The organism is Pseudoalteromonas rhizosphaerae (assembly GCF_902498845.1).
GTDB classification, from domain to species: domain Bacteria; phylum Pseudomonadota; class Gammaproteobacteria; order Enterobacterales; family Alteromonadaceae; genus Pseudoalteromonas; species Pseudoalteromonas rhizosphaerae.
In genome coordinates, this window is the sequence record NZ_CABVLM010000003.1 from 352,285 (window position 1) to 378,937 (window position 26,653).

General features: G+C 40.3%; 17 protein-coding genes and 5 tRNA genes. 6 read left to right on the top strand and 16 right to left on the bottom strand.

What is annotated here, in order from left to right:
• Positions 1–27: 27 nt before the first annotated feature.
• Complete coding sequence (locus PSR9079_RS06770) at positions 28–2,178, bottom strand: TonB-dependent receptor (RefSeq protein WP_149980868.1); 2,151 nt, start codon at positions 2,176–2,178, stop codon at positions 28–30.
• 447 nt (positions 2,179–2,625) lie between these two features.
• Between PSR9079_RS06770 and PSR9079_RS06775 the strand changes: the two genes are divergently transcribed.
• Positions 2,626–3,828, top strand: coding sequence for an MFS transporter (locus PSR9079_RS06775; RefSeq protein WP_149980869.1), 1,203 nt, complete (start codon positions 2,626–2,628; stop codon positions 3,826–3,828).
• Between the two features lie 45 nt (positions 3,829–3,873).
• On the opposite strand, the gene PSR9079_RS06780 is transcribed toward PSR9079_RS06775, so the two are convergent.
• Together PSR9079_RS06780 and PSR9079_RS06785 are read right to left on the bottom strand one after the other, a co-directional pair.
• Positions 3,874–4,071, bottom strand: a complete 198-nt coding sequence (locus PSR9079_RS06780) for a helix-turn-helix transcriptional regulator (RefSeq protein ID WP_145237509.1) — start codon at positions 4,069–4,071, stop codon at positions 3,874–3,876.
• Positions 4,068–4,502 carry a hypothetical protein gene (locus PSR9079_RS06785; RefSeq protein ID WP_149980870.1) on the bottom strand — a complete coding sequence of 145 codons (435 nt, stop codon included), beginning with the start codon at positions 4,500–4,502 and terminating at the stop codon, positions 4,068–4,070. Before PSR9079_RS06785 ends, PSR9079_RS06780 begins: the two co-directional genes overlap by 4 nt.
• A 232-nt stretch (positions 4,503–4,734) precedes the next feature.
• Between PSR9079_RS06785 and PSR9079_RS06790 the strand changes: the two genes are divergently transcribed.
• From PSR9079_RS06790 to PSR9079_RS06805, 4 genes are all read left to right on the top strand, one after another.
• Positions 4,735–7,953: an nSTAND1 domain-containing NTPase gene (locus PSR9079_RS06790; protein ID WP_149980871.1), complete on the top strand. Its 3,219-nt coding sequence runs from the start codon at positions 4,735–4,737 to the stop codon at positions 7,951–7,953.
• A gap of 23 nt (positions 7,954–7,976) precedes the next feature.
• Entirely contained in the window at positions 7,977–8,354 is a 378-nt protein-coding gene (locus PSR9079_RS06795; RefSeq protein ID WP_149980872.1) for a DP-EP family protein, read from the top strand.
• Between the two features lie 181 nt (positions 8,355–8,535).
• Entirely contained in the window at positions 8,536–9,531 is a 996-nt protein-coding gene (locus PSR9079_RS06800; RefSeq protein WP_149980873.1) for a GGDEF domain-containing protein, read from the top strand.
• A gap of 225 nt (positions 9,532–9,756) precedes the next feature.
• Complete coding sequence (locus tag PSR9079_RS06805; protein WP_149980874.1) at positions 9,757–12,279, top strand: TonB-dependent receptor plug domain-containing protein; 2,523 nt, start codon at positions 9,757–9,759, stop codon at positions 12,277–12,279.
• Between the two features lie 65 nt (positions 12,280–12,344).
• Here the strand turns inward: PSR9079_RS06805 and PSR9079_RS06810 are convergent, their stop codons facing one another.
• The 11 genes from PSR9079_RS06810 to PSR9079_RS06855 form a co-directional block, all read right to left on the bottom strand.
• Positions 12,345–13,262 carry a tetratricopeptide repeat protein gene (locus PSR9079_RS06810; RefSeq protein WP_179959148.1) on the bottom strand — a complete coding sequence of 306 codons (918 nt, stop codon included), beginning with the start codon at positions 13,260–13,262 and terminating at the stop codon, positions 12,345–12,347.
• 239 nt (positions 13,263–13,501) lie between these two features.
• On the bottom strand, positions 13,502–13,639 hold the full coding sequence (locus tag PSR9079_RS23615; protein WP_169020715.1) for a hypothetical protein: 138 nt from the start codon (positions 13,637–13,639) through the stop codon (positions 13,502–13,504).
• A 174-nt stretch (positions 13,640–13,813) separates the two neighbouring features.
• On the bottom strand, positions 13,814–15,166 hold the full coding sequence (locus PSR9079_RS06815) for a magnesium transporter (protein WP_149980876.1): 1,353 nt from the start codon (positions 15,164–15,166) through the stop codon (positions 13,814–13,816).
• Between the two features lie 121 nt (positions 15,167–15,287).
• A complete protein-coding gene (locus tag PSR9079_RS06820; RefSeq protein WP_149980877.1) occupies positions 15,288–18,368 on the bottom strand; it encodes an efflux RND transporter permease subunit in 3,081 nt (1,026 codons plus the stop codon).
• Positions 18,365–19,597 carry an efflux RND transporter periplasmic adaptor subunit gene (locus tag PSR9079_RS06825; protein ID WP_149980878.1) on the bottom strand — a complete coding sequence of 411 codons (1,233 nt, stop codon included), beginning with the start codon at positions 19,595–19,597 and terminating at the stop codon, positions 18,365–18,367. Before PSR9079_RS06825 ends, PSR9079_RS06820 begins: the two co-directional genes overlap by 4 nt.
• 2 nt (positions 19,598–19,599) lie before the next feature.
• Complete coding sequence (locus PSR9079_RS06830; protein ID WP_149980879.1) at positions 19,600–21,006, bottom strand: TolC family protein; 1,407 nt, start codon at positions 21,004–21,006, stop codon at positions 19,600–19,602.
• 229 nt (positions 21,007–21,235) lie between these two features.
• Positions 21,236–21,311 (bottom strand) — tRNA-Phe (locus PSR9079_RS06835).
• A 48-nt stretch (positions 21,312–21,359) separates the two neighbouring features.
• Positions 21,360–21,435, bottom strand: a tRNA-Thr gene (locus PSR9079_RS06840).
• A 58-nt stretch (positions 21,436–21,493) separates the two neighbouring features.
• A tRNA-Phe gene (locus tag PSR9079_RS06845) sits at positions 21,494–21,569 on the bottom strand.
• Positions 21,570–21,616: 47 nt separating this feature from the next.
• Positions 21,617–21,692: transfer RNA gene (locus PSR9079_RS06850), tRNA-Thr, on the bottom strand.
• 72 nt (positions 21,693–21,764) lie between these two features.
• A tRNA-Phe gene (locus PSR9079_RS06855) sits at positions 21,765–21,840 on the bottom strand.
• Positions 21,841–22,351: 511 nt separating this feature from the next.
• Between PSR9079_RS06855 and PSR9079_RS06860 the strand changes: the two genes are divergently transcribed.
• Positions 22,352–25,123: a hybrid sensor histidine kinase/response regulator gene (locus tag PSR9079_RS06860; protein WP_149980880.1), complete on the top strand. Its 2,772-nt coding sequence runs from the start codon at positions 22,352–22,354 to the stop codon at positions 25,121–25,123.
• Positions 25,124–25,172: 49 nt separating this feature from the next.
• Here PSR9079_RS06860 and PSR9079_RS06865 read toward each other — a convergent pair whose 3' ends face one another.
• Both PSR9079_RS06865 and mutY read right to left on the bottom strand, forming a co-directional pair.
• Entirely contained in the window at positions 25,173–25,445 is a 273-nt protein-coding gene (locus tag PSR9079_RS06865; RefSeq protein WP_145237543.1) for an oxidative damage protection protein, read from the bottom strand.
• 30 nt (positions 25,446–25,475) lie between these two features.
• Positions 25,476–26,543, bottom strand: coding sequence for an A/G-specific adenine glycosylase (mutY, locus tag PSR9079_RS06870; RefSeq protein WP_425468847.1), 1,068 nt, complete (start codon positions 26,541–26,543; stop codon positions 25,476–25,478).
• Positions 26,544–26,653: the final 110 nt, after the last annotated feature.

The window sequence follows — 26,653 nt, forward strand, 5'->3', positions numbered from 1 at the left end:
CATCATGGCTACATTTAGTTAATTTACTTAAAATGCGTAGCTGATACCGGCATTAACCGAGCGACCTTGTCCTGCTAATTGACTGAAGCCTTGGCTCATATCTGTTTTAAAATCAGCAATACTGACCCCACCTAAAGGCTGCTGGTAGTATTCGTCAAGTAAGTTAGTAATTGCCAACTTAACTGTTAGCTTATCCCATGTCGCCTTGGTTGCTAAATTCACTAAGCTATAGTTGGCTGATAGATTTTCAATACGACGTGGATCTACACGCGTTTTGCTATCTACCCACTCCCAGCTCAATGAGTTTTGCCATTTACCGAGTTGTTGCTCAAGGGCTATTTTGCTATGCAGTGGCATTATTTGATATAACGGCTCATCACTGTCATCACGCTCGCCATGGGTGCTAGTAAGCGCGGCGGTTAAATCCCATGTGCCTGCATTTTTACTATCAACAACACGGATAATACCTTCAAGCTTAGTGCCATAAAGTGTGGCGTCTAAATTGGTAAATTGCAGGGTATTACGCTCAGTTAATGCCTTATCTGTGCGGTTAGTACTGCCAACAACAGTAACATCAATATAATCATTTACTTGGGTATACCAAGCGTTAGCTGTTATTTGCCACTGACCATCTTCTGCCGATTTAGTGTAACTGGTGCTGATGGTATGCGCGGTTTCGGCTACTAAGTCTGGGTTACCAATATAACCATTACCATCACCAAACCAACCAATCATACTGGTCGACATTGTGCTGACACCCCAGCTATAACGTTCATATAAATTAGGCGCATGATTTTTACGTGCTAAGCCAAATTGTAGTTCATCTTCATTAGTAATTTGGTAGCGTAATAATAGGCTGGCATCCACAAGCGTGTCACTGCGCGCGCGATCCATGGCATTAAACTCTTTTGCAGCATCTTTATTTGGATCTGCCATATTCATTGCAGGCATACTTCCCATACCTGACATTCCATTCATGCCATCACCCATGTCTGAATATGGCTGCACTTCACCGGTATCCGTTTGCACATATTCAATACGCGTACCAGCAGAGACCCACCACTTGTTATTTAGCTGCTTTTGCAGCTCAGCAAAACCGGTGTAGCGGTCACGTTCACCGTCATTAATATTTACATAGTCGTTAGGCCCCATCATCATTGAGCCTTCAATCGCAGGCCACCAATCATCAATGCGGTAACCATAGTATTCTTGGCCGAGCAGTAATACAGTGTCAGCATCAAAGTCTAAACGCCAATTAAGTTGATAACTGATATCTTGCGCGTCGGTATTCATCGGCATCATGCCGGTTTTTTCAGCGCTGAAAAAACCCATTTCGTGCTTTACATCATTAAAGTTTATTTGCGCTCGAAACTCACCACTTTCAAGCTGGCGTTTATACTGAGTGACTATGCCATAACTGGTGTTATCCGTCATATCCATATATTGATTAGCAAAGCCCTGAAAGGGTATTTTTTGATGCGTTAATTTAACCACTAGCTGTTGTTTTTCATCTCGCAGCGCTGCAGTTAATGCATGATTTTGCACGCGATATAGAGTATCTAATACTAAATCACCATTACCATCGTCATAACTATCAGCGTCTTCAAAGGCACCTTGATAATTTAAACTAAAGCTGTCACTGGCAAGTCGTGCGCCAACACCAACCGCTTGCGCATTATTTACACTGCGATACTGCGCCGACACATAACCTGAATGCCACACTAACATATCACTCTCACCATATTGCGGAGCAATGGTGTTTACTACAATAACGCCGGCAATGTTATCTCCACCAGCGCTTACTGGCGAAATACCTGCAATCACTTGATAAGACGATAGCTGATTAGCCGAAATATAAGATAATGGTGGGTTCATCTGATTGCCACAGGCCGCAGTAATATCTGCGCCATCGACCAGTACTTTAACTCTATCGCCCATCATGCCATTTAATATAGGTAAACTAGAAATTCCACCTGCCGCAGAGAAATCCACCCCCAACTCAGTTAAAAGCTGTTCAGCAGAACCTAAATTTGCATGGCTGTTAACGTTTTGGCCCTGTACTTCAATCACTTCAATTGAATCATCAGCCAGTACATAAGGAGAGACTAAACTCGCAATGCAAAGTGCTAACGGAGAAAGTGCATAACGTGAATTGATAGGTGGATTGTGGTTGCTCATTTTATTCTTTAATTACAGCAGGTTTAAGATAAGCAAAGTATATAACTTGACGACAACACTGAACACGCGACAAATTGTCGCACCCCAAGCTCTGACTCGATGTTTATTGTTCTTATTTTAAACACGCTAATAACTTTTAAAAGGCTGTTAGAACACTAAAAACATAAAATAGCCACAACCACTGAAAATTTATTTTTCATCAGCATGCCGCTTAATAACCAAGGTGAATATATCAAGTCATTGAAAATTAGAACGTTCCTATTCAGCCAAAAACACTGCAATCTAAAATCGTATTTTCTGCTCTAAATACACTGTTTTTAGTGCAAGACGCTGACTTATTTTTATCATACAATCGCGGTTTAATTGGTTCTTCAAAATTGCAGTTTCCTGCTTTTTATTAAATAAATCATTCATATTTTGTCGTCAGTCTTTTTACAAGGGTTATCTATGTCACCTGAACCTAGCGTCGTGAACAATACGCTAAGCACTACCGCTATTTTGTTAGTACTTGCACTGGGTACTTTTATTTTAGGATTATCGGAATTTTCGATGATGCCGATGCTGCCATTGTTCAGCGAAACATTTGCCTCAACACCAGCACAAAGCGGTTATACCATTAGCGCCTATGCGATTGGCGTAGTGATCGGCGCACCGTTTTTTATGATCACCACAGCAAACATGCGCAAGCGTAATGCTTTGCTATTATTTGTGTCGATGATGTTTATATTTAACGGCTTAAGCGCATTTGCTAATTCGTTAGAGCAGCTTATATTATTTCGCTTTTTAAGTGGTTTACCCCACGGAGCTTATTTTGCTGTTGCCATTTTATTAGCCGCAGATATAGCACCTGCCAATAAACGCGCCAGCTTTATGTCTAAAGTATTTATGGGCCTTACCATAGCAACGATTGTTGGCGTACCTATGGTTACTTTAGTCGGTCAAAATTTTAGTTGGCGTTATTGTTTAGCGGGCACCGCAGTACTGGCACTTGTTGCGTTAATTCTAATTGTAAAGTTCATACCAAACACAAAAAATTCAGCCCCTTCGTCGTTATTAAGCGAGTTGAGCGTACTGAAAAATAAGCTGGTTTGGTCAATTTTAGGGATCATTATTGTTGGCTTTGGCGGGGTGTTTTGCATTTATACTTATATTGCCGATACAATTTTAGTGGTCACCCACACACCAGCCTACACTATATCAATTGCGATGGTTATGTTCGGTATTGGTTGTACGCTGGGCAACTATATTTTAGGTAAAGCGGCGGATCATTCGCCCCTTAAAACCACTGGTATAGCACTTGTTGGCGCAATCGTTTTTGCTACAACTTATGTAATGGCAAGCCATAACATTTGGTTACTTTATGCAGTTATATTTTTTATTGGTTTTAGTGTCGGACTTGGCACAGTTATCCAAACTATGTTGATGGATGTATCTCCGCATGGGCACGCAATGATTGGCGCACTTGTACAATGCGCATTCAATACTGCAAATGCAATAGGTCCTTGGGTTGGCGGCTTAGCAATTGCACAAGGCGCGCAACCTAATCAAACCGGCTATGTCGCCGCAGTGTTATTTGCTGGTGGATTTATTATGTGGTTACTGAGTGCATTGCAAATGGGTAAACAAAAACCGCAACTAGTTGCCCCATAAAACAGCACTACACTCTGCGTACTTTAAGCACGCAGAGTGTAGAATTTATACCTCTTCATCTTGAAAGATATCTTCAATTTTTAATTTAAATAAACGAGCTGCTTTAAACGCTAATGGTAAACTAGGATCGAACTTGCCTTTTTCGATAGCATTCACCGTTTGCCTTGATACATCAAGTAGCTCTGCTAATTTTGCCTGAGTAAGGTCATGCTCCGCGCGCAATACTTTAAGGCGGTTTTTCATTCTTCGTCCTCAGCGCCAAGTTGTTTATTCATCACTACCACAGACACTAAATAAGTTATCCCCATAAACATCACTAAATGGGAAATCCCTTGTCGAAACGAAATTACCCCGCTCGTTTGTAATACCGAGTATGCTAAACCAAATACTAAACTCCCTCCTAAGGTAATCGCCATCGCATTTAAATGTAACCGTTGCTGCAATTCATCTAAGCCAGCTAAATGGCGTTTATTTGCCATAATCATCATAATACCTGCGAAAACATTAACCATAATTGCCACTATACTAAGTAGCGTGTTCTGCTCGTCCCACAGCAACAATGGCCCGAATGACGCAAGCGCCAAAGTTAAAACCCACGCCAGAGTCCACTTTGCTAAATAAACAGTGTTTAGTTTGTTGCGTTGTTTGAATGTTAATCCTGTTTGTTGTTTCATGCTCTCGCCTTTTTAGTCAAGTAAACTTGACTAAGTATTGTTGAGGCTCACAGAAAAGTCAAGCAAGCTTTACATAAAGTAATGTATATCAGACATAGCTTGTACCGTGACTGTTTAATAAAGCTTTTTAACGTTTAACTCAGAATATTGTATTAACTTATTGCTTGCAGTAGGATAAAACAAAGCTGTTTAAAGCAACCTCAATTTTAACAATAACAATGATGAGCCCTGCATGCGTAAATCTGTTTTCTTTGTCGGTGAATGGCAAGTAACACCTGCCACCAATAGCTTACGACGAGGTGCGCAAGTCAAACAACTTGAGCCCAAAGCGATGGATGTTTTATTGTTATTATGCGAAAAACAAGGAGAATTAGTTAGCAGTGACGAGATCATTAACCATTGTTGGCGCACTGTTGCGGTGGGCGATAATCCATTGCACAAAGTTATCACGCAATTACGTAAAGCATTTGACGACAAAGCCAGTGATCCGCAATACATAGAGACAATCCGCAAGCGCGGCTACCGCGTTATCGCCAAAATAGAGCTGCCTCTCGATGAAGAACAAAAAGCCAGCCATATAAAATGGCAAGGCAGCTCACCCTTTGTTGGCTTAAGCGCGTTTACTCCCAATGAAGCCGATGTTTTTTTTGGCCGCAGCAAGCAAATAAACACACTATTACAACGGGTATCGGCACAAATAAGTTTTGGCCGTGCTTTTAGCTTATTGCTCGGCTCTAGCGGCTCAGGTAAATCATCTTTGGTCAATGCAGGTATATTACCGGCATTAATGAGTGAGTCAGGCTTTGATGGCTTTCGGGTTGAGTCATACTGCCAACTTGATTTTGCTGATATAACTAAAGATCGGTTATTTCTCGATTTAGCCTCTACCCTACTTGATTTAGAAATAAACGACGCCCCGGTACTTAGCGATATGAGTGCCGACACTTTGAGCGAGTTATTACAAAACGCGCCCGAGCAAGTTATTGAGCGTTGCCAAATGGCTTTAAAGCAAAGCCAAACACCCCATATAAAACCGTATTTATTTTTATTTATCGACCGCCTTGAAGTATTACTGTCGTCGCCAGTATTTAGCGAGCAAGAGCGCAGCCAGTTTTTAACAATTATAGAGTTACTGGCCACCAGTAACTGCATGATTATATTTAGCGCCTGTCGAAATGACTTTTATCCGCAAGTGGTTAATCAACCTAGCTTAATGGCGGGCAAAGCCAATGGCGCCCATTTTGACTTACTGCCGCCCACTCGCACTGAATTAAAACAGATGATCCGCCTGCCAGCTTTAGCCGCAGGGCTTAGTTGGCAGCTTGACCCTGAGCACCAAACCCCACTGGATGAAATGCTCTGTAACGACACCGCCAATAACCCCGATGCCCTGCCAATGCTGCAATACACGTTGCAACAACTGTACTTACAGCGCAGCGAAAACGATGAGCTATTAGTCTCACAATACCAAGCATTGGGCGGTATTGAAGGCGCGATTGGTAAAAAAGCCGAGCACGTTTTTACACAACAGCCCAAGCAACAACAATCCCAGCTGAGCTTGGTATTATCAAAACTCATTACCCTGCACGCTGATGGCGAAACCCTCACCAGCCGCGCAGCCCGTTGGGATGAACTCACCACCCCGGCACAAACACAACTTGCACAAGCGATGGTCGATAGCCGCTTATTTGTATCGCACCTTAAAAACGAGCAAGCCTGTTTTAGTTTGGCACACGAAGCGCTACTACGTCAGTGGCAACGCGCCATAGACTGGATAAACCAACACCAACAAAGCTTAGCCATTAAAAGTCGCTTACAAATCGCCACCGAGCGTTGGTTAAACGAGCAAAAACATGCCGACTTTTTATTAGCCCAGGGCAAGCCGTTACAAGAAGCACAAAGCCTGATAAATAACGCTATGTTTACCCTCAGCGCTGCTGAACTGAGCTTAATTAAAGCATCAAACCGCAGGGCAAAACGCAAAAAAAGAGTGTTACAAGCCACCGCGGTTGCACTTATTTTACTCAGTTTTATAGCCACCTTTATGAGCGTACGCAGCTACCACGCCGAGCAAGTCGCGCAGCAAAAACGCTTAGAAGCCGAAAGCCTACTTGGTTTTATGGTGGGTGAATTTGCCGATAAACTGCGTAGCGTTAAACGTATGGATTTGCTCGATGGTATTAGCAATAAAGCGCTGGAGTATTTTACTAATCAAGCTGATGAGGACAACTCTCTCTTTCGCTTTACAGACCAAAAAACCGAATTTAACAACCGCTTTCAATATGCACAAACCCTTGAGGCAATGGGAGAAGTGGCCTATTCCCGCGGTAAAACCGACGAAGCATTTACCGCGTTTGAGAGCGCCCGCACCCGACTTGAGGCATTATTAAAAACCCAACCTAGCAACTTAGAGTTACTTACGCTTGCGGGTGCCAATGCCTTTTGGTTAGGGCAGCTTCATTATGATAAAAGTGATTACGCTGCCACAGAGCCAATGTTTAAAAAATACCAAGCCTATAGTGAAACAATGTACTCCCTAGCACCCAATGACTTTAACTCCATTATGGAGTTGTCTTATTCACATAACTCTCTCGGCTCGTTATATTTAAAACAATTTAACTACACTGCTGCAAAACAAAGCTTCACAGAGTCGCTAAATCTTAAAAACAAAGCACTCGAGCTTAAACCCAACAATAAAAACTTATTACGTGATAAAACAGATACAATTAGCTGGCTTGCCAGTACAGAAGAAAATTTGGGTAATTTTAATACGGCATTAACAATGTTAGAAAATGCATCTAATGAATTGAATAATATTTTGGCACAATACCCCAATGATGCCAGTTTATTCAACAGTCTTGCTAACACTTATATACAACAGAGTTACTTGCTCAGCTATTTTCCTAATAAGCTACGTGCCTATATAAAGGCAAAACAAGCCACAGAGGTAATAAATAAAGCCCGGCTTCAGGATCCAAAAAATAATAAGTTTCAACGTATGTATCATCAATTTTTAGCGCATCAATTGTTACTATCTGATGATGTAAACATAGACATGCGGATTGAAGGCATTATTAACTTTATTAAGGAAAAAAGCTTGTCTGATAAAAAGATTGTAAATACACAGATTAGCCTTATTCACTATTTCATAAAAATAAAATCATGGCAAAAAGCACAAGAATTATTAGAAAAAATTGAAGGAAAAGTTGAAAATAAAATAGTTATAATAAATATAAGCTTAATAAAAGCAAAATTAGCTGTTAATAAAAATGCACAAGTAAAATTATGTGAACAAGCTATTACCATCATGTCCGAAATTACAAAAACAACCCAAAGCGTAAAAATCACTTACCCGCTTGTACAAGCATATACATGCTTAAACAAAGAAAACGAAATTTCAGAAATAAAAGCAAGCCTAGTAAACTTAGGCATTAACAATTTTCAACTATGAACATTAATAAAAAAGGAAATAATATGAATAACAATCAAGAGCTAATTCACTTTACAGTAAAAATTGAACTAGACAGTAACGACAGTGCCAATTTCACATACTTTAGAGATGGGAAAGAAGTATCTGGCGGTGGAGTTGTAAGAACTGAGACTGCAGGTATTTACACATTAGAACCAACGACTATTACTAGCGGCTTTTTATTTACCGGAGCCACTATCACCAATAAAAAAGGTGATTGTGCCGGCGACTTTAGCTATAAAGTGAGTGATGACAGCCAATCAATCATCATTATAGACAGCAATGAAAATAATGGCACAGTGTGCTTAATTTTTAACGTTGAGTGTAATGGCAAAGCGTACGAAAGCGCTGACCCTCAAGTTGAAAATGAAGATATATTTTAATTAACAACACCTAAACAATTACTACAATATACTTCGCAGACTCTTAAACTAGAGTCTGCGAATAAATAAAAACAATAAAAATCAACACCTTAAAACCAGAAGATTACCAGAAGGTTTGTTTGCACTTTTTTAAGTAAATTTATAGACACCAAAAACGTATAGCAAAGCGTAAGGATCAAACGTGTCTAAGCAAACAAATAATAATAACCAAGCACTTAATGCAAATAAGCAATCAACCGCTGCCGGTAAAACTCTGTCGACCTGCCTGTCACACATACAGTTTGGCGCATTAATAGAGCTATTTAATGGCACTGCTGAAGGCATTTTTGTTATTGATGAACAAGGCACGTTTGAGTTTGTTAACCCGATGGCGGCGCAGCTTTTAGGCGACTCACAACAATCGTTAATTGGCCAAAGCTTACTGCCGTTTTTGCACGAAACAGATCGTGACAAATACATGTATACGCTATTAAACTGGCTTGATATAAAAGACACTCGCCTTAACTTTGGCCCAAATGAAGTTAAAATAAATAAACTCGATGGCAGTATAATCGAAGCCGATTTATCTATTTCTAACATGCCACAAAGCATTGCCTGTGCACAAAAGCTATACGTTTGTATATTACATGATTTAAGCGCGCATAAAGCGATATTTAATCGATTAAAAATACAAGCCTCGACTGATCACTTAACCGGCCTTGCTAACCGTTTTACGCTTGATGAGTCATTAAATAAATTTTGGGCAGAGAGTATTCAAAGCCATCAGCCTTTAAGCACAATACTGATTGATGTCGATCATTTTAAGAGGTTCAACGATACCTACGGCCATATTAAAGGCGATAAGTGCTTACAAAAAATAGCCAAGGTTATTTTGCAATGTATACCGTCAAGAGATTGTTTAGCCGCTCGTTATGGCGGTGAAGAATTTGCTGTTATTCTGCCACGTTGCAACCGTGATAGTGCCGCCGTTGTTGCCAGACATATTCAACAACAAATTAATGCGATGTCATTTACTGACATTGGCCTACCGCCAGAAGTTAAAGTAAGTGTGAGCCAAGGTATTGCCTGCGAATTTGATAACCAATACCGCACCTGCGAAGCACTAATATGTGCCGCTGATACGGCTTTATATAGAGCAAAATCTGACGGCAGAAATAAAATTAGTATTAGTGCTTAATACGCTATAACGGTAAATAATTTGTCTATCAGTTACAGCTCGCTATTACTTTTTGCAGACAGAACTGCAACTTGTAAATAAAACACACTAACAGTTACATAAGACGCAAAATATTAACAATTAAGGTGCATTGCTACTATGGTATTCTGATCTATTCTTTGTTGAGTAAACATTTTATTAGTAAAATGTTGTTGGTTAAAATCAACATACTCAAGGGATTACTATATGGCTAACTTAAAAAAACTGCCCCTACATTTAGCAATATGCAGTACATTTGCTTTTCAAGTAAGTGCCATTGCAGCAGAGCAACCAACTAGCGAAAACGAAGTAAAAGATATTGAAGTTATTTCGGTCACCGGCACACGTCGTAGTTTACGCAGCCTGTCGGAAAGTACAGTTCCTGTAGACTTGCTAACCAGTCGTGATCTGGCAACCACAGGCCAGCTAGAAATAAGCCAAGTGCTTGCAGCCCAATTACCTAGCTTTAACTACCCAAGTGCCACTCTTGCCGATGGTACTGACCATGCAAAACCTGCAGTATTAAGAGGCCTAGCTCCCGATCACACCTTAGTACTTGTCAATGGTAAACGCCGTCATTCTGGTGCTTTATTAAACTTAGGCGGCACCGTTGGCCGTGGCTCTACGGCTGTTGATTTAAATAATATTCCAACCTCTGCGATTAAGCGCGTCGAAGTATTACGTGATGGTGCAGCGGCTCAATATGGCTCAGATGCCATTGCTGGTGTGATTAATATTGTACTCAAAGATGCCGATGAAGGCGGTAGTATAAGCTACACTTACGGTCAATATGATTCGCAAATGGCAGGCTCTGCACAGTTAAAAGAAACAATCATCGACTCGCAAGGTAAGCTTGGTTTTGTTAAAGGTGATGACCGCCGCGTTAACGATGGTATTACCCGAACTGCAAGTGCCAATGCGGGCTTTTCGCTTAGCGAGAATGGCTTTATCAATATCTCAATTGAAACCCGTAACAACGAGCCAACTAACCGCTCAGGTATTGATGAGCGAGAACAATATAATCGTGATGAAAACGGCGCGCTTGATCCAAAAGAGCTGACGTTTGACCGTTATAATCACCGCTTTGGTAAAGCCGATGTTGAAGATATCGCGCTATTTTATAATCTTGGCTACGACTTTAGTGATGACTTATCACTTTACTCTTTTGCCAGTTATTCAAATCGTAAAGGTAACTCAGGCGGTTTCTATCGTCGTGCCAAAGACAACCGTAATGTGCCAAGCGTTTATCCAGATGGGTTTTTACCAAACATTGACACTGATGTTGACGACTATTCGTTTGCTATCGGTTTAAATGGGGTTAGTAATGATTGGACATGGGATATCAGCACTAATTATGGTCGCAATGATTTTGCCTTAGGTGTTAGCAATAGCATCAATACCTCTATGGGTGCTAACAGTCCGACAGAGTTTGATAATGGCGCATTAGTGTATGAACAATTCCTTGTTAACATGGATGCCAGCAATAGCTTTGACTTAGGCTTGCCTGATGACGTGTTTGTTACCATTGGTACTGAATATCGCCATGAAAACTACCAAATCAAAGCCGGTGAACAAGCTTCTTATTTAACGGTACTTGATGCACAAGGCGTACCTGTTGCCGCCGGTGGCGCACAAGTTTTATCAGGTTTTTCACCGGATAGTGCAACTGATAAAAGCCGCCATAACATTGCCCTATTTGCTGAATTTGATACCTACCTCACTGAAAATTGGAATGCTGTGCTAGCGGGTCGATTTGAAGACTATAGTGACTTTGGCAGTACTTTTACAGCGAAACTTGCCAGCCGCTATAGCATTACTCCTTCATTATCGTTACGTGGTGCTATCAGTAGTGGTTTTAGAGCACCGTCTCTTGCACAAACGTCTTATAAATCAGTCAGCACTGTATTTGAAAATGGTGTACCTAGAGAAGTCGGATTATTTCCAAGTAGTGAGCCTGCTGCCAAAGCGCTTGGTGCAAAAGATTTAGACGCTGAAGAGTCTGTCAATATGACCGCTGGTTTTATCTTCACAGAAGGTAATTTTAGCTTCACGCTTGATGCTTATCGTATCGATATTGATGATCGCATTGTGCTCTCTGAAAACTTAGAAGGCCCTGCTGTTGAAGCTATTTTACAACAAGCCGCTGAGCTTAATACCCAAAGTGTGCGCTACTTTACCAATGCGATTGATTCGCGTACACAAGGGGTAGATATTGTTGCCACCTATTTACTTGGTTTAGCTGACTATGGTGACTTACGCTTAAGTGCCGCTGTAAACTTTAACGATACAGAAGTTACTCATGTGAAAGACAATCCACCGGAACTGGAAGCGTTAGGTGATGGATATCAATACTTTGCACGACGTGAAATTTCTCGATTCGAAAAAGGCACACCAGCAGATAAATGGAACCTGTCTGCAACATGGGATTATGAAAATATTCAAACCACGCTTCGTGCAACACGCTATGGTGAAGTAGTTGATACCTCAAGTAGTGCTGAGGGTGATGAACTTCTCAAAGCAAAGTGGCTCACCGATATTGAAGTAGCGTATCGTCCAACTGAGCAATGGAAACTTGCTTTAGGTGCTAATAATCTATTTGATCAGTACCCGCAAGATACGGTAAGTAATATTGGTTATAGTGATTTTAACCAAATTTTCACTTACACCGGGTTCACGCCATATAGTTTAGATGGCCGCTTTGTTTATGCGAATGTAGCGTTTAGCTTTTAATTAAACAAATAACTACGGCCCATATAAATATGGGCCGTCTTATCGAGGGTGCATAGTTACAATCGCTACAAAGTTAAGGCTTTAGCTAATTGTTCATAGACTATTTTATGGTTACGATTTAAGTCACTCACTTTAACCGCTTTAAACCACTTAATGGCCTGCTGATTATCTTTTGCTTGCCAGCATATTTCTGCCAGCCTTAATGTATGCGAAGCTTTGGTAATATCATCGCTGCCATCGACCATATAACTTAACGAGTCAACATAATACTTAATGGCAAGGTCATACTGTCCGAGCAATTGATATGTACGCGCTAAATTCCCTTGTGCAACAATAATTTTGCCTTGATGCTGAGTTGGAAGTATCCAATCGAGTGCTTTTTTTCTACTATCTCTGGCATTTTCTAAATCGCCAAAAGCATGATAAATATTTGCTTTATTGGAATGTAATTCAAAATTAAAAATTGGGTCTTTACTCTTGCCAAACTTTCGTTCGGTTTTGAGCAGCATTTGAAAAGCGGATTCTTTATTACCAAAAACATACTGCAAATTGGCTAACTCAAGCATTCGCATTGGATCTGCAAACGCGTCGTACATCAACTGTATATCTGTAAGAGCCTTATTAGCATATATTTTTGCACGCTCAATATCCCCATAATAACGTAAGGCTTTGGCGTAATAAAAGTAAGCTTGGACTTTAAATACTTCAGGTAGATCATCTCGTTCTGCGAATGGCTCTACAATGGTTTTTAAGGTTTCATAATCACTTTTATCGTAATAATAATCAAATAAGTAAGACTTGGCTTTATACCACCGAGTTGAATGAAGCTCTGATTTCTCTATACGTTCATTGATATAAACTAAGCAGTCTTTCTCTGGCTGCTGTAAGCAGAATTGTTCGTGATCACTAAAGTGTTCAGACGCATTAGCTAGCGTAGAGAAAATAAAGATAAAAATAGCGATTATTAAGTAATTTTTTATCATAAAATTTAAGCAAACGCTTAATGCTGTAAAGGATATACATAGATTAAAACATATTTGCATAAAATTATTAACAAATATTACGCACTAGCAGAGCATGATGAACAAAAAGTGGGATAAAAGACTGGCTTGGCAATTACAAAAATATTTTATAATCGCCTAAGCATTTGAAAAATATATTTATATACCTTTACTGATGGCACTAAATAACTAGCCGCACAGCAGTATTTTTGTATGCTAAATTAAGCTGCTTTTTTCAGCGCTTTTTTAAGCTTACCTATTTTGGCTTTTTGTTTTGCGACTTTATCTTTACGAGCGCTGATTTCTTTTTTAATCGATTTTACTTCTTTACTGATTGCTTTAGCTGGTTTCTTTGACATTGAGTATTTCCTTTTTAATTATGTAGCTCGCTACTGCGAGAGTTGTACTTTATGATAAAAAAGAACCAGATGATACGCGCCAACCAGTTCTTCACTAAAGATTCACATAACAGAAATAAAAATGAAATTAATTAAATGCCTGTAAAAAGTTATCATACTGCGTACACTAAAATACTAAAGTAGTAATAAACTACCTAACCCTAAGAAAGTGACAAAGCCAACGATATCGGTCACTGTTGTCAAGATTACTGAACCTGACAGTGCCGGGTCGATTTTCATTTTATCTAAAATCGAAGGGATCACCACGCCAGACAAAGAGGCTGCAATTAAATTAAGCAAAATAGCCACTGTAATAGTAATACTGAGCATTACATCACTAAACCAGAAATAGGTAAGCACACCAATTACCATAGCCCACACACAGCCATTTACAGCCCCTACCCTAAGCTCTTTTTTAAGTAACGCCTTACGGTTTGAGTCGGTTACCTGACCAAGCGCTAAACCGCGCACGATTACGGTAAGTGTTTGACTACCGGCAATACCGCCCATTGATGCAACTACCGGCATTAATACTGCCAATGCAACTACTTGCTCAATGGTTGCGCCAAATAAGCCAATAAACCAGGATGCTAAAAATGCGGTTGCTAAATTAATGCCTAACCAAATACCACGGTTTTTCGCACTTTTTCGTACGCTGGCAAATAGATCTTCATCTTCACGTAAACCACCCGCTTTTGCCGCCGCTTCATCGGTGACCTCTTGGCGTAATTCATAAGCTGAGGTAACTTTTAATCGCCCCAGTAACTTGTTATCGACATTGACAACAGGCATTGCCATTTTTTCACTGTGGATCACCACTTCCGCGGCTTCGTATAAATCATCGTCAGCATGCAGTGAGGTGATATCGTGATCAGCAAAACTTAATAAGGTATCTGAATCCTTAGCTTTAAATAACGTGTTAACCGATACCTCACCAATTAGCGTACCTTTGCGGCTTACTAAATAAATAACCTCAGTATATTGCGGTAAGCCTTTTTGCAGGATTTTTCGTGCGCCACCGACCGTTAGTTTGTCTGAAACCTTAAGTGAATCAAAATCAAGCCAATGACCCAATTGCTCAGGGTTATATTGCTGCGCTAATTCATATTGCTTGGTTTGTACTTCATCAAGTTGACGGCGAGCGTATTCAACAAAGCGCTCAGGGATCACTTCTTCAAGTTCAAGTAACTCAGCAACGCTTACTTCATCAAGTAATTTAAAACCGTCATCTTCATCGAGTGTTTGTAATAGCCAACGACAGCTATCGGCGCCTAAATTAATGAATATTTCGTGCTGGGTGTCTTCATCTAATAATTGCCAAATATCAATACGCTGATCTTTTGGTAAGGCTTCAAATAATAACGATAAATGTTCTGTCGAGAGTATTTCTTTGGCGTCAGCTAACAGCTTATTTTTACGCTCTGTAGTATCACATTGTAAAAGCTCATCAATAAGCTGTGGGAGTTGATCAATCGGGTATTCAATCATGTTGAAGCCTTTGAATTTAACTACTTTGTGTTTAGTTTACCTCAGCTTGAAAAAATAGTTTGAGAAATTTTGCATCGTATTTCGTATTCCCCACAGCCTAATTAGCTGTGGGGAAAGTTGTTTATTTAAACCAGCCTTGTACGCGCTCTACCAACATATAATTAACGGGCACCAGTAACAAGGTGATAAAGGTTGCAAAAATAATCCCAAAACCAAGGCTCACTGCCATGGGGATCAAAAATTGCGCTTGCGTTGCTTTTTCAAATAACAACGGCATTAAACCAATAAAAGTGGTGATACTGGTTAACATTACAGGGCGAAAACGTGACGCGCCTGCTTGTTTTACTGCCTCTAATAGTTCACCACCCTCGGCACGCTTTTTATTGATAAAATCAACCAGTACTAATGAGTCATTTACCACCACGCCAACTAAAGCCAGCATGCCGAGTAGGCTCATGATGCTCAAATCCATACCCATGATCCAATGCCCCATTACAGCGCCAATCATGCCAAACGGGATCACGCTCATAACAATAATTGGCTGCATATAAGACTTAAATGGAATAGCCAATAAGGCATAGATAATAAAGAACACAAACAGTAGTCCCCATGCGAGTGAACCAAAAGATTCTCTTTGCTCTTTGGCTTCACCTTCGAGTGAGTGAGTTACACCAGGATACTGCTGCACTAATTCATCAAGATATGCTTTAAGATCCGCTTGCAGTACTGTCATGTTGGTATTGCCTTTTTCAACGTCTGCGGTCACATTGAGCGTTCGATAACGGTCTATCCGATTGATTGTTGAGGGGCTTTTACCGGGTACTAACGTGGCTATATGCGACAGCGGCACAGTACCACCTGCTGGCGTTTTTATAAGAATATCTCTTAAATCGGCAACTGAGCGACGCTCCTCAATGGGCAAACGTACCATAACACGTACGTCGTCGCGCCCACGTTGGATACGCTGCACTTGCGCACCAAAAAATGAGTTACGCACTTGCTGCGATACATCAACTCTGTTTAAGCCAAGCGCAAGACCTTGATCGGTCAATTCTATTTCAAGCTCTTCTTTACCGTCTGACATGCTATCAGCAATTTCATACACTGTTGGGTAAGTCGCTAACCGTTGTTTTACTTTATCAGCTACTTTTTCTAAGGTGGCAATTGAGCTACCATTAAGCTGTACATCAATAGGACTTGAGGTACGACCAAATTCAGCTCTAAAGGTAACACTTTCAGCGCCAGGTATAATACCAATTAACTCTCGCCACTCACTTACCAACTCTTGAGAAGTGATACTTGAGTCCCGCGTTTCTGCCGGTGTAATTTCAAATCTTACGCTGCCTGAGTTTGACGAGCCCCCACGCCCCCCCGTGGTTGCCAAAATATTTAAAATTACACTTTGACCATCTTCATCACGGTATTTTTCTTTTAAATCCTTAGCTTTATCCGACATATCAATAATGTATTTATTAGTCACTTCAAAAGGAGTACCAGCAGGAAAGGTTAAAGTTGCACGTACTGTCTCGCTTGGAATGCGTGGGAAAAACACAAACTTAGTCCAACCACTGGTGATCAAGGTTAGAATAATTAAACAGACTCCAATAAAAAAACTAATAGTGGCTAACTTGTTACGCAGTGCTAGATTTAATAGTGGTTGATAATATTTTAATATCGCATGTTCAAAGCCGTCGGCAAACCTCTGCTGAAACCGCTCTAGTTTTGATGGGTCATTTTTTTCATTTCGTAATTTTAAATACTTTAAGTGTGCAGGTAGTACAAACTTTGATTCAATTAATGAGAACAATAATACAGGGATCACTACTACCGGAATTTGTGCGAATAAAGCTCCGCGCGGACCTTCAATAAATGCCAGCGGTAAAAATGCAGCTACCGTAGTTAACACACCAAAAGTAACCGGTGTGGCTACTTCTTCGGTGCCGCGAATAGCGGCTTGTTCGCCTGATTCGGCAGTTTTCATATGGGTATAGACGTTTTCACCGGTAACAATGGCATCATCCACCACGATCCCCAGCACTAAGATAAAGCCAAATAAACTCATTACGTTTAAGCTCACACCAAAAAATGGCATAGCTAAAAACGCGCCCATAAACGATACAGGAATACCTATAAACACCCAAAACGCAATGGCTGGTCGCAAAAATAACGTCAGTAAGGCTAAAACCAAAATTCCGCCTTGTAGTGCATTCGTAGATAGAGTCGCTATACGCGCTTTAACAAGTTCTGACTCATCATCCCAGTAGCTTAGTTCAAACCCTTCAGGAAGCGACTTTTGCTGAACATCAATATAGTTTTTAACGGCATCGGCAACATCAATAGCACTTTGTGGGCCGATACGATAAACATCAATAAATGCCGCTTGTTTGCCATTAAAGCGAGTGCGAACTGGCGTTTCTTCGAAGCCATCATTAATTGTCGCAATATCACCTAACCGAATAATCGAACCATCTGCTTGGTTTTTAATGACAATTTTAGCGAACTCATCTTTACGATAAGCTTGCCCTTTAGAGCGAATTAATACATCTCCACCTTCGGTTTTTAAATTACCTGCCGAAACATCAGAGCTTGAACTGGCAATTGCTGATGATATATCGGCTAAGCTTAAACTATATTGGCGCAACACGTCTTGGCTTACTTCGATAGATAGCTCATAGTCACGAACACCACTTAGCTCAACTTGGGTAATACTTGGATCCCTTAATAGTTCATCGCGTACCGTTTCTGCATAAGCGAGGGTTTCTTTCTCGCCATAGATACTCGATACGGTGACGGCGATCACTTCGCTTTTCCACTCAGCGAGCGATACGATTGGTTTTTCAGCATCCACAGGAAAGGTATTAATCGAATCAACTCGGCTTTTTATATCTGCAAGCAACTCTCGCGGATCATAACTATTTTCAATTTCGATACTTACCGATGATGAGCCCTCTGATGAACGGCTCGAAATACGTTTAACGCCTTCTAAGTCTTGTACCGCTTCTTCGATACGAATGGTCACGCCTTTCTCTACATCTTCAGGTGTAGAACCTCGCAGTGATACACTCACGTTCACCCGTTCAGTTTGAATCGTTGGAAACACTTCCAACGGGATCTGCGTGAATAAGCTAAACAATCCGGCTAATAATATACTGATCAATAGCAGGTTAGCTGCAACATGATTTTTGGTAAACCAAGCGATCATTGCTTCGCTCCTTGTTTAGCGCTGTTTGGCTTTTGACTGCCTCCATCAAGTATAGCTTGGTATTGCTCTTCGCTCATGACGCTTACTTTGGTGCCTGAACTCACTTGACCAAGCGGGGTTAATACAAGGTCATCACCATTATTTAAACCAGTAGCAATAATTGCTTTTTCTGCATTTTGCCAAGCTAGTGTAATGTCTTTACGATTTAAAACACCATTTTTTACTGTATACACATAGCTGCCTTGATAAATGGCGCTATTGGGAATTACGAGAGCATTGGGTAATATTTTACCGGTAATTTCAGCCTTGATATATTGGCCAATTTTGATCGGATACTGCTTATCTGCGGTGGCTTTATAAGGGTCATTTATTTTTGCGACTACATATAATTGTTGGGCGGTTTCATCAATAGCGCCCTCAGTGCGCACAACTTGTCCCTGCCAATGTTGATGACCAACAAGTTCTGACGTTAAGGCCACATCAGCACCCTGCTCAGTGTTATCTTTATCTCTAAATTGCATGGGTAAATTGATAAACCCTAAGTCTTTGTTTTTAATTGGCAAACGAATTTCGACACTGTCTATTGCATAAATAGACGCTAGTTCAGTGTTGTTACTCACAACTTGCCCTAAATCAACACTGCGACTGAGTACTCGCCCAGCGTAAGGTGCTCTGATCTTAGTACGTTCTAAATCAAGTTCTGCTTTTTCTAGTTGTGCCTGTGCTGATAAAACCTCAGCTTGCGCCGCAGCTAGTTGTGGTTTGCGCAGTACTAAAGAACTGGCTTGTTCGCCATTACCTAAGCGTTGCCAATCTGTTTGTGCTTGATTACCACGTGCTTGCTCTTCTAATAACGCTTGTTGGGCAGTCAATAAATTAGCTTGTGCAGACTTAACTTCAGCTCGGTGATCTCGGTCATCTAACTCTAGTAACACTTCACCTTTATCAAAAAAGCCACCGTCACGAAATTGATCGTTAACATTGATAATTTGCCCAGATGCTTGCGACACTAAGATGCTTTGCGTTCGCGGTTTTACCGTACCAAAGCTGTTAATCATAACTTGGTAAGGCTGTGCTTTTAGATGAGAAATAGCAACGGTAACATTTGCTTTAGGCGCAGAGCCAAAACGTTCGGTCTTTGGTGGGTTACCTTTAATGAAGACAATTAACACCACTGTCACTGCGATAACAATAGCCGGAATTAATAATTTACGAAGTTTACTGTTCATGATTATTGCTCTTCTGATTCTCGGTTAGGCTCGGAAAAATCGCCACCAAGGGCAACATGTAGCTTTATACGATTTAGAATTAACTGACTTTTAATATTGATCACTGAATTTTGCGCGCTAAAAGAGCGATCTTGTGCATCCAGTACGGTTGTGTAATTTACTAAACCACTTTGATATTGTTCAAACGATAACTTTTCAGCAGCAATAGCATTGGTTTGTGCTTCGAGTGTTGTTTTATAACGTTGCTGTAGGGATTGCTCTTGGGTAATGGCATTTTCTACATCAGTAAATGCATCATATAGTGACTCAAGATACGCCTGCTCTTGGCGTTTAACCGCTAGACTTGCTTGCTGTTCATTTGCAGCTAAACGACCACCATCAAAAACCGGCATAGCTATACTGCCAACTAAAGACCAAGCTAAACTTGAAGGGGAAAATAAATCACTGATTCTATCGGTACTATCACTTAGCGAAGCCGATAGGTTTAAGCTAGGAAAGCGCTGTTTATGAGCGTAAGCCAAGCCGGCATCCGTACTTAATAACTGATACCAACTCGCCATTAAGTTTGGTTTACGAGTAAGCAGCTCTGACGGCAAGCCTTTAGGAATTGGTTTATCAAGTAAAGGTAAGTCGGCATCAACACTTAAGGCACCTTTAGGATAGACACCAGTTAACCGCTCTAGAGTACGTATCGATTCTGTTAATGTGGCTTGCTGCTGAGCAATATTAGAGCGCTCAGTATTTAATTTATTACGGGTTAAATATACATCGAGTGCTTCACTCAACCCTTGGCGATAACCTGATTCAATAATAGCGAGATTCTGCTCAGCGATTTGTTCTCTTTGCTTATAAAGCGCTAATAACTGCTGCGCCGTTATTACATTAAACCAACCACTGACAACATCAGCTACCAATTGTTGGCGAGACTGTTCAAAGGTCGCTTTTTGCGCTAAATATTCTAAATTAGCTTGGCGCTCAGCCGCTGTAAGTTTACCCCATAAATCAACTTCATAACTTAAAGATAAGTCAGCTGAGCTGGTATTATTATAACTAACTGGGCGATTATTTTTACTGCGGTTTGTGCGCGCGGACAAATCGAGACTTGGCCAAAGCGCCGCCCCAGTTGCAATTAACTGCTGCTGTTTAATTGCAACATCATAGCCTGCTTGCAATATAGCCTGATTATGACGTAATGCTTGCCCCACCAGTGCGTACACTTGTGGGTTTTCAAGTTGCTGCAACCAATTATCAGCAACAGCTTCATCTAACTTTTGCGTGGAGTCTTGTTGCCAGCTAGTTGGCAGTGTATCGAGTTGTTGCACTCGCTCTTGCTGAGTCGGCTGTGTTGTACAAGCCCCAATGAACAACACAGATAATGCAACAATACTCGGCTTTAGTTGCCAGTTCATGTTTAACCCTGAATACATCAATTACTAATTGTAATTCAATCACTCAAGTCCTAATAGCTCAACTGACTTTACATAAAATTACAAATACTTAGGTGATACCGCGATAAAGCGCAGGTTTTGTGGGATTAAAGGTGCTAGGTGCTAGAATTAAAAAGCACAGCCATGTATTTGGCAAACTTTTTTAAAAAACAAAAAAGCCCCGCATTTTCATGCAGGGCTTTAATATAAATGGTGCCTCGACGCGGAATCGAACCACGGACACGAGGATTTTCAATCCTCTGCTCTACCGACTGAGCTATCGAGGCACTTAAACAGTGCTAATTAAATGTTTTAAAACATTTAATTTAAATAAATGGTGCCGACTAACCGAGTCGAACGGTTGACCTACTGATTACAAGTCAGTTGCTCTACCAGCTGAGCTAAGTCGGCACACTAAACTGTGTGCTAAGGCACGTTTCAATTTTAAAGATTGATAACTTTGGATAAATGGTGCCTCGACGCGGAATCGAACCACGGACACGAGGATTTTCAATCCTCTGCTCTACCGACTGAGCTATCGAGGCACTTAAACAGTGCTAATTAAATGTTTAAAACATTTAATTTAAATAAATGGTGCCGACTAACCGAGTCGAACGGTTGACCTACTGATTACAAGTCAGTTGCTCTACCAGCTGAGCTAAGTCGGCACACTAAACTGTGTGCTAAGGCACGCATAATAATGTTTTAATCATTTGATTTAAACACCATTATTTAAATAATGGTGCCCAGAGGCGGAATCGAACCACCGACACGAGGATTTTCAATCCTCTGCTCTACCGACTGAGCTATCTGGGCAATTTCAGTATTAATAAAAATCACAAAGGATTTTCAATGCAATTCCCACTTAGCTCTACTGACTGAGCTATCTGGGCAATTTCAGTTTTAATAAAAATCACAAAGGATTTTAAATACAATTCCCAATTAGCTCTACTGACTTAGCTATCTGGGCGATTTCAGCTTTAATAAAAATCACAAAGGATTTTTAATATAACTTCAGCTTAGCTCTACTGACTGAGCTATCTGCGTGTGCGGCGTATTAAACTGGTTTTGCCCTTTCAAGTCAACTTTTTTTTTATTCTTTATAACTGTTTGCACAGTTTTTCAACAAAGCGACTAATAAATGTAAAGTACGCTGTTTTTTTACAGCTATAACTCTTTAATTTATGTATTGGATAGGTATTTTAACTGCTTTGTGTACAACAGTCCTAAAAACGTAGTGAATTATTTCTGGTAAATGATAGGATTGATTTCCAGTACACAAGCGACTGTTTAGATTGCGGTTGATAATAGATAAGTTGGATAATAAATGCTGAGTAAATTTTCTTCTCCTGTAAAAGGACTATTACCTCTTTTTATACTAATAAACTTAGCCGTAACAGCACTCGCTGTGGTTGCTTATTCTTTTTACCCTAGCCACACTGAAGACTCAAAAGCACCACCAAGCTCACTAAGTTTAATGACATTAGCTGAGCAATTAGACACACCTTTAGTAAATGCATTAACTCGAACAGGACAAGATAATGCCACACAACTACTAAATTTAAGTGCTGCGCTTAATAATCAATTTGATTACTACTTATATCGATATACACCTACTGCACAAACACAATTGGTTTTTGCTAGTAATAAACCGGCAATTGCACCGCTAAAACTTGATCAATATTCAGTTGAGCAAGGTATTATTCACTATCAATTAAATTTAAATGATCAACCCGTTGGTGAATTGATCATTAAACAAAAAATAGCTGTAACCCCTCTACTGCCAAATTATTCCATCGGACTTGCATTGGCTATTGCAGGAATTGCTGGAGTAAGTTTATTTTTACTGGCGCTGTTTTTTAACGTTTATCTTAATACGCGGATCCGCAAAAGTAGTGACACTCTTGCGCATAAATTAGAAAGCATCACTAAATCTGGTAGTTACAATACACATATCGACGAACAATTAGATATCGGCCTTGGCGTTGTAGCTAAAAATATCAATCAACTATTGCAGCAAGTACAAGATGCCATCAATAGTAATGACGTAGCCCAAAAAGATTTGCATAAGCTGCAAAGCAGTCTGGAAACTGAAGTGCAAAACCGCACTTTAGCGCTTGAAAAAGCGAGCCATAGAGCTGAACAAGCAAGCGAAGCCAAAACCACGTTTTTAGCAACTATGAGCCATGAGATACGCACCCCAATGAATGGCGTAATTGGCACCATTGATTTACTAAGGCAAACAGATCTTAATGGCGCTCAGCATCGTCTAAGTACAATTATTCGTGAATCAGCCTTTTCACTACTGGGTATTCTGGATGATATTTTAGATTTCTCAAAAATTGAAGCGGGCAAACTAAATATCGATCCAACTCCTTTTTCGGTCTCGGATACTATTGAAGAAGTTGCCAGAGTATTGTCATCGGTTGCAAAAAAACGCCAGCTTGATTTAGAGCTTGCCATAGCCCCTGATGTACCAATTAATTTAATTGGTGATACTGTTCGCGTTCGCCAAGTACTTTATAACTTATGTAGTAATGCGATTAAATTTACAAGCACCGATGAAAATCGCCTAGGTCAGGTACGCATTGCTGTAGAAGTGGCACAAAATACTGCTGACCATTTTACTCTGCGTTTTAGCGTCAGCGACAATGGTAAAGGTATGAGCCAAGCTCAGCTGCGTGAAATATTCAATCCATTTATTCAAGCCGAAGGATCAATTACCCGTGAGTACGGTGGCACTGGCCTAGGTTTATCTATTTGTAAAAGTTTAACCGAGTTAATGTTAGGGTCGATTAGTGTTACCAGCGATATAGGTATTGGTAGTGACTTTGTGGTGGAATTGCCATTCAGTACTGAAAACACCATAAAGTATGCCCATAAAGGCGCCTTGAAAGATCATTCGGTGATACTCGTCACTGAGCATCAAAGCAGACAACAAACGCTTTCTCGTTATTTATCATTTATGGGAGCAAAAACAATTACAGTGCAAGCGGTGCAAGAAATTGAACAGTATCAAGACAACCCCGGTGTTATTTGGGTGCTTGATGGTATCGATTCAATGGATAGCATTAATTACTTACTACGCCGTTTACTGTATACCCTTGAAGATAATAACCAACAGGTGATCGTACTTAGTAAATTGGATGAAGCCGCAATAAATCACAAAAACATCTTTTACCTTAATGCGTCGCCATTATGTAAGTCAAACTTTATGATGTCGCTATTGGTTGCTGCGGGGCTGCATACACCAAGACAAGTTAAACCAGTTAAAACCCTTAATAATTATTTAAATATTGAACAAGCACGCGAAGAAAACAAACTCGTGCTACTTGTTGAAGACAATATTTTGAATCAACAAGTGCTTACCGATCAACTACATTTACTTGGGTTTGGCGTTGAGGTTGCTGAAAACGGCGAACAAGGTTTAAAAATGTGGCAAAGCGGTCGTTACCCATTAATTTTAACTGACTTACATATGCCTAAAATGTCAGGTTATGACATGGTTGAAAAAATTCGCGACGAAGCCGCGCAACTTGAAGACATCAACGCTCAGCCTTATGTTATTGCAGTAACGGCAAATGCCTTAAAGGGTGAAAAAGAACGCTGTTTAAATGCCGGTATTAACGATTTCATTACTAAACCCGTTGAATTAAATACACTAGAGGCAACACTTAATAGTTGGAGTGAAAGCAAACAAGAGTCGATTACGGCTTCTCCTAATAAGCCGTCAGCACCAATTAACTTTGAAATGCTCGCTAAATACATAAACAATGATGACGCAAAGCAGTTACGATTCTTTAAAATGTACTTAGAGCAAAGCCATACGTTAGCTAAAGACATTAATACGGGGGTAATGACCGGTGATAAAGAAATAATAATTGCAGCTTGCCATCAACTTAGATCTATATCGAAAACAATTGGCGCAGAAAAAGTAGCTGAACTGGCAGCTGACTTTGAAGATAACTGTAAAGAACAAGACTTAACCAGTGATCAACTAATCGAACTGCGTGATAATTTAGAGATTGAGTACTCCCGTGTTGCGCAGTTTTTAAAAGAGCAAGTTAGTAATGCCCAAGAGCAAGATGATCTGATTTAATTCAAGCGTTAAAAAAGGGCTTATTGCCCTTTTTATTCGCATGTGAAAATCATTTTTCTGGCGGACGGTAGCCTTCGATTTCTACATCTTTATCTTCAAACAAAAAGCCAACCATTTGCTCTTCTAAAAAAGTACGATGCTCTGGATCCATCATATTTAAATGCTTTTCATTGATCAGCATTGTTTGCTTGTGCTGCCACTGTGCAAATGCTTCTTTAGAAATATTATTAAAAATCCTTTCACCCAACTCACCAGGGTAAAGTTGGAAACCAAGCCCTTCGGCTTCTTTTTGTAACTTTTGACAAAATACAGTGCGTGCCATGATTGCTCTCTTGTGCTCTTAGAAACGATATCAGTTAGTGTAAACTATTGTCGCAATTTGTTTAACTAGCTTTTTAGTTGGAGCGGCTAAACCAACCTCTATGGACTGGTCCAACGGGTACCAAACTAGTTGTCGCTCATTCACCACATCAGGCACTTTATGCAAAGTGAGTACATGCGGATTAATAGTTAATTCAAAGTGCGAAAATATATGCGTAAAAGGCTCAATCGGCACAGTTGTAACGGCAAGCCCTTGCTGTGCTAAAAAAGTATCTAACTGAGATTTTTGCTCAAACTCAAAAAAACTAAATAAGCCGCCCCATATTCCTGAGTTAGGCCTTTTTTCCATCAATACTTGATCATTACATTGAATAATTAATTGATGACACACTTTCTTTGGCACTGCTTTTTTAGGTTTTGAATGAGGGAACTGTTTTACCTGCTCAGTCTTATACGCTCCACAACGCGAGCGCAACGGGCAAGGTTGGCAATCAAACTTGCTACGTGAGCAGAGGCTTGCTCCTAAATCCATCATTGCTTGGTTAAACTCAGTCACTTGTTTTGCTGGAGTTAACTGCTCTGATAGTTGCCATAATTGGTTTTCAACTTTTTTAACTCCGTACCAACCTTCAATCATAAAGAATCTGGCAAGCACGCGTTTTACATTACCATCTAATATAGGGTGATGCTGGCCAAGAGAAAGCGATAAAACAGCTCCTGCAGTCGAGCGCCCAATTCCTGGCAAAGCAACAACCTCGTCTAACGTTGTTGGAAACTCGCCTTTGTATTGATCTCGGATTATCTTTGCGGTTTTATGTAAATTGCGAGCTCGAGCGTAATAGCCCAATCCGGTCCAGTGATGCAGCACGTGATCTTCATCTGCATTTGCTAAAGCGATAATATCTGGAAAACTTTGCATAAACTTTTCAAAGTAAGGAATAACTGTGATTACCTGAGTTTGTTGCAACATCACTTCAGACACCCACACCTTGTAAGGTGTTTTATTTAATTGCCAAGGTAAGGTTTTACGCCCATGTAACTCATACCAATCGACTACTTGCTGAGAAAACCAGCTTGCTTCACTGTTGTTTAACTTCAAAATAACTACTTTTAAAACCCGACCCTTAATGGCGCTCAGTCTATTGCAGTGAGTTAAAATATCAAGTTATAAACATACACAAAAGATAAGGCCTTGTGATCAACGCCGTG

Excerpts from the sequence above, each read along its gene's own strand:
- PSR9079_RS06770 (WP_149980868.1), bottom strand. The coding sequence starts at position 2,178 with ATGAGCAACCACAATCCACCTATCAATTCACGTTATGCACTTTCTCCG.
- PSR9079_RS06775 (WP_149980869.1), top strand. The coding sequence starts at position 2,626 with ATGTCACCTGAACCTAGCGTCGTGAACAATACGCTAAGCACTACCGCT.
- PSR9079_RS06825 (WP_149980878.1), bottom strand. The coding sequence starts at position 19,597 with ATGAACAGTAAACTTCGTAAATTATTAATTCCGGCTATTGTTATCGCA.
- PSR9079_RS06785 (WP_149980870.1), bottom strand. The coding sequence starts at position 4,502 with ATGAAACAACAAACAGGATTAACATTCAAACAACGCAACAAACTAAAC.
- PSR9079_RS06820 (WP_149980877.1), bottom strand. The coding sequence starts at position 18,368 with ATGATCGCTTGGTTTACCAAAAATCATGTTGCAGCTAACCTGCTATTG.
- PSR9079_RS06865 (WP_145237543.1), bottom strand. The coding sequence starts at position 25,445 with ATGGCACGCACTGTATTTTGTCAAAAGTTACAAAAAGAAGCCGAAGGG.
- PSR9079_RS06790 (WP_149980871.1), top strand. The coding sequence starts at position 4,735 with ATGCGTAAATCTGTTTTCTTTGTCGGTGAATGGCAAGTAACACCTGCC.
- PSR9079_RS06815 (WP_149980876.1), bottom strand. The coding sequence starts at position 15,166 with ATGATTGAATACCCGATTGATCAACTCCCACAGCTTATTGATGAGCTT.
- PSR9079_RS23615 (WP_169020715.1), bottom strand. The coding sequence starts at position 13,639 with ATGTCAAAGAAACCAGCTAAAGCAATCAGTAAAGAAGTAAAATCGATT.
- PSR9079_RS06830 (WP_149980879.1), bottom strand. The coding sequence starts at position 21,006 with ATGAACTGGCAACTAAAGCCGAGTATTGTTGCATTATCTGTGTTGTTC.
- PSR9079_RS06860 (WP_149980880.1), top strand. The coding sequence starts at position 22,352 with ATGCTGAGTAAATTTTCTTCTCCTGTAAAAGGACTATTACCTCTTTTT.
- PSR9079_RS06810 (WP_179959148.1), bottom strand. The coding sequence starts at position 13,262 with ATGATAAAAAATTACTTAATAATCGCTATTTTTATCTTTATTTTCTCT.
- PSR9079_RS06780 (WP_145237509.1), bottom strand. The coding sequence starts at position 4,071 with ATGAAAAACCGCCTTAAAGTATTGCGCGCGGAGCATGACCTTACTCAG.
- PSR9079_RS06795 (WP_149980872.1), top strand. The coding sequence starts at position 7,977 with ATGAATAACAATCAAGAGCTAATTCACTTTACAGTAAAAATTGAACTA.
- PSR9079_RS06805 (WP_149980874.1), top strand. The coding sequence starts at position 9,757 with ATGGCTAACTTAAAAAAACTGCCCCTACATTTAGCAATATGCAGTACA.